This window comes from Bradyrhizobium manausense (assembly GCF_001440035.1).
Taxonomy (GTDB): Bacteria; Pseudomonadota; Alphaproteobacteria; order Rhizobiales; family Xanthobacteraceae; genus Bradyrhizobium; species Bradyrhizobium manausense.
This window is the reverse complement of record NZ_LJYG01000062.1, coordinates 135,912-139,666: the sequence shown is the minus strand read 5'-3', so window position 1 is coordinate 139,666 and position 3,755 is coordinate 135,912. Positions and strand designations below refer to the sequence as shown.

Sequence of the window (3,755 nt, the reverse complement as noted above, 5' to 3'; positions counted from 1 at the left end):
CCCGCCGCAGATCGCGCGTCGAGGCGCCGGCGCGCTTCAGCAGCACGTCGAGCAGCATCTGCGCGCCGGTGCCTTGCTGTCGCATCGCCATCCGCGCGCCGAGCGCGAGCACGTCGGAGAGCCCCTGCAACTGCTTTGGATTGCCCGGGGGCAGCACGAGCCCTTGTTCGCGGCGCACGAAGGCGACCAGCAGCGCATCATGTAAGTCAGGTGCGTCCCGCAGCGCCGTCGCGCTGGCGTCGGGGGCAAGGTTGCCTTCCGCGTCGAGGCTGTGGAAGTGCACGGCGACCGCCATCACCTCGTTGCGTTGCAGCCGCTCGAGCCCGCGCGCGCTGCCTTCTGTCATCGATCCGAGGCCTGAACCGGACTCGCGGAGGCTCCAGTCCAGCAGCTCGTCCTGGCTGCCGCCCACCACCGGCGGCGGCTCTGCCGTCAGCATGCCGGCAGGGCGCGCCAGGCCCGACAGCACCCAGAGGTCGAGCTCGTGTCGCGGGAAGAGCCATTTGCCTGTGACCTTGGTGCAGGGGATCGCGCCGTTGGTCACGAGTTCGTAGAGCTTGCGTTCGCCGAGGCGGAGATAGTCCGCGGCTTCGCTGGTCGTCAGGAATTCCATCCTGCATTCCTATGCAAATTCTTGCTTCTTTTTGACGTGCAACGCAGGGGAAATTCTGCATTTCAGTTCGGGTCCGCGGGAACCATGCCTGATCATCTCGTTGCTTTGCAACACGTCCGCACGCCGGTTTTCACTGCTTTAGTGAACGAGCTTAAAGTGGGCGCATGCTTTGCCGAGATTTCCCGAAAGACCCGCCCAATGGGTATCGCGTCACGAGTGCGGCGCAATCGATCATCATCATGATCGCGTCATCGCCAATGGGAACCTGATATGGGCCGCCTGTCCGTTGCATTCGCGCTTTCCTGCGGCCTCACGGCGGCCGTTGCGGCCTCGTCCGCGGAGGACCGCAGTATCGTCCTCGCGACAACGACGGCGACGCAAGAGTCCGGCCTCATGGATTATCTGCTGCCGATTTTCCGCGACAAGACCGGCATCGAGGTGACGGTGATTGCGCGCCGAAGCGACGAGGTGCTCGATGTTGCCCGAAGAGGCGAGGTCGAGGTGGTGTTGATGCACGCCCGGCCGCAGGAGGAGAAATTCGTCGCAGACGGTTTCGCCAGCAAGCGCTACGACGTGATGTACAATGATTTCGTGCTGATCGGGCCGAAGAGCGATCCCGCCGGCGTGAAGGGCAAGGACATCGTCACTGCGCTGAAGGCAATCGAAGCCAAGGGTGCGCCGTTCGTGACGCGGGGCGATCGTTCCGGCACCCATGCGGCGGAGCTCGCACTCTGGATCGTTGCCGGCATCGACATCGCCAGTGCCAAGGGCGCCTGGTATCGCGAAAGCGGGCAGGGCATGACCGCGGCGCTCGATGCCGCGCGCAAGGCGAATGCCTATATGCTTGCAGATCGCGCCAGCTGGATCTCGTTCAGGGAACGCGGCGATCTCGACATCATCGTCGAGGGCGACAAGCGGTTGCTCAATCAATATGGCGTGATGCTCGTGAACCCGGAAAAATTTCCGGACGTGAAGAAAGATTTGGGCCAGACCTTCATCAATTGGCTGATCTCTCCAGAGGGGCAAGCGGCGATCGCCGGTTACAAGGTCGACGGCCAGCAGGTGTTCTTTCCGAACGCCGACAAATCGGGCGGCTAACGGCCGAGGTACGAGTGGTTGCCAAACCGCGCGATGCGTGGTCCATCATGAGACATGATCCAGTGCTTGCCGCCTTCATTGACCCCGCTCGAGACCGGGCTCGCCGCGCTGCTGCGCGGCGTCGATCCGGTCGGGCCGGTCGAATTGCCGCTGATTGAAGCGGCCGGCTGTATTTCCGCGGGCATGCCATTGCTGCCGGCCTCTCCGCCGCGCGACATCGCTGCAGTGGATGGCTGGGCGCTTTGCGCCCGCGATCTCGTCGGCGCGTCCTCCTATTCGCCGCTGCCTCTGGCCGGCCTTCCGGTGTGGGTCGAGGCCGGCGGCGCGATGCCGGCGGGCTGTGATTGCGTGCTCGATGTTGACGCAGTTGAGGTGTCGGGCCCGCTCGCCCAGGTGCTGATGGAGGGCGTTCCGGGACAAGGTGTCGCGCGTGCGGGCAGCGATATCGCCGAGAACGCGCCCGCGGCCGCAACGGGATGTCCCGTCGATGCAGCAGCTCTGTTGCTCGCGCGCGTTGCGGGTGCGGACGGGCTGAGCGTCAGGCGACCGCGCCTGCGCATCGTCAACGTGCCGGGTGGAAGCGCGACGCTGCAGATGATCGCCGAGCTTTCAAGCGCGGCAGGGTTGGATGTGAGCATGCATGAAGCCGGTTCGCGCGATGCGGCGTCGATCGCAGCGGCGCTCGATGCGTCCGCCTGCGATCTTCTGCTGACGATCGGCGGCAGCGGCGTCGGTCGCGCGGATGCCGCGGTGACGGCGCTGGCTGAGCGCGGGGCGGAGCTCGCCCACGGTCTTGCGCTCCAGCCTGGACGGACCGCAGCCGCTGGTCGGCTCGGAAAGGTTCCGGTCGTCGCCTTGCCCGGTTCGCCGGCTCAAGCGCTTGCGGTCTGGGTTGCGCTGGTGCTTCCGCTGATCGATCGATTGTCGGCACGGCAACCACGTCGCACGGTGACCTTGCCGCTCGCGCGAAAAATTGCTTCCAGCGTCGGCATTGCCGAGATCGCGTTACTAGCGGAGGAACATAAAACGTGGATGCCGCTTGCCATGGGCGAATGGCCGCTGCACGCGATCGGCCGATCCGATGCATGGTTGCTCATTCCCGCGAGCCGCGAGGGATTTGCTGCGGGCGAACCGGTCGATGCTTATTTGATGCGGGAATGATATGGGTTCCGGCATGACGATGATCCCAAGGCCGCCAGATCGCAGCACTCTCGAGCAGCAGCAATTTCTCAAGATCCTTTCGCGCGAGGAGGCGTTGGCGCGCTTCGATGCTGCGCTGTTTCCGCGTCCGGTCCCGAAAGAGGCGCGCAAGCTCGCCGATGCGCTCGGTGCGGCCCTTGCCGAAGACATCACCGCGCCGATCGACGTGCCGCCGTTCGATCGCTCCAATGTCGACGGCTTTGCCGTGCGCTCGGCGGATCTTTCAGTCGCCGGCGAAGGCGCACCCGTGCGGCTGGCGCTGAACAGCGAGACCATTCACTGCGGCACCGTACCTGTGCTGCAAGTGACGAGAGGAACCGCAACGCCAATCGCGACCGGCGGTCCGCTGCCGCGCGGCGCCGATGCCGTCGTCATGGTCGAGCACACCCAGCCGTCCGGCCTCGCTGCGATCGATGTCCGTCGCGCAGTCTCGCCGGGGCAGTTCGTCTCGTACGCAGGCTCCGACATCGCGCGCAGCGAAGCGCTGCTGCGCGCCGGCACAATCATCGGCTCGCGCGAGATCGGCATGCTGGCGGCCTGCGGCATCGCCGAGGTGAGAGTCGCACGGAAGCCGCGGGTTGCGGTGATCTCCACTGGCGACGAGCTCGTGCAGCCCGGCGAGGCGCTTGCGCCGGCGGCGATCTACGACACCAATGGTGCGATCGTCGCAGCCGCGATCAACGAGAACGGCGGCGAGGCGATCTTCCTCGGTGCGATTCCCGACGACGAAGTCAGGCTGGAAGTGGCGATGCGTCAGGCGCTGGCGGATTCCGACATGCTGGTGCTGTCGGGCGGCACATCGAAGGGCGCAGGCGACCTGTCCCATCGCATCATCGACCGGCTC

The 3,755-nt window shown here is 65.6% G+C and carries 4 protein-coding genes; 3 read left to right on the top strand and 1 reads right to left on the bottom strand.

Going from position 1 to position 3,755, the window contains the following annotated elements; all coding sequences use genetic code 11:
* A partial coding sequence (locus tag AOQ71_RS16180; RefSeq protein ID WP_245316898.1) for a helix-turn-helix transcriptional regulator occupies positions 1-613 on the bottom strand: 613 nt, incomplete at its 3' end.
* A gap of 270 nt (positions 614-883) precedes the next feature.
* Between AOQ71_RS16180 and AOQ71_RS16175 the strand changes: the two genes are divergently transcribed.
* The 3 genes from AOQ71_RS16175 to AOQ71_RS47870 all read left to right on the top strand — a co-directional run.
* On the top strand, positions 884-1,711 hold the full coding sequence (locus AOQ71_RS16175; protein ID WP_057747743.1) for an ABC transporter substrate-binding protein: 828 nt from the start codon (positions 884-886) through the stop codon (positions 1,709-1,711).
* Positions 1,712-1,765: 54 nt separating this feature from the next.
* The gene (locus AOQ71_RS16170) at positions 1,766-2,872 is read left to right on the top strand and encodes a molybdopterin-binding protein (RefSeq protein ID WP_057747740.1); all 1,107 of its coding nucleotides are present in this window, start codon (positions 1,766-1,768) and stop codon (positions 2,870-2,872) included.
* A 13-nt stretch (positions 2,873-2,885) separates the two neighbouring features.
* On the top strand, positions 2,886-3,755 hold an 870-nt coding region (locus AOQ71_RS47870), incomplete at its 3' end, for a molybdopterin-binding protein (protein WP_245316897.1).

What these genes read in the sequence shown, in the direction of transcription:
- AOQ71_RS16170 (WP_057747740.1), top strand. Translation starts at nt 1,766, where the DNA reads ATGATCCAGTGCTTGCCGCCTTCATTGACCCCGCTCGAGACCGGGCTC.
- AOQ71_RS16175 (WP_057747743.1), top strand. Translation starts at nt 884, where the DNA reads ATGGGCCGCCTGTCCGTTGCATTCGCGCTTTCCTGCGGCCTCACGGCG.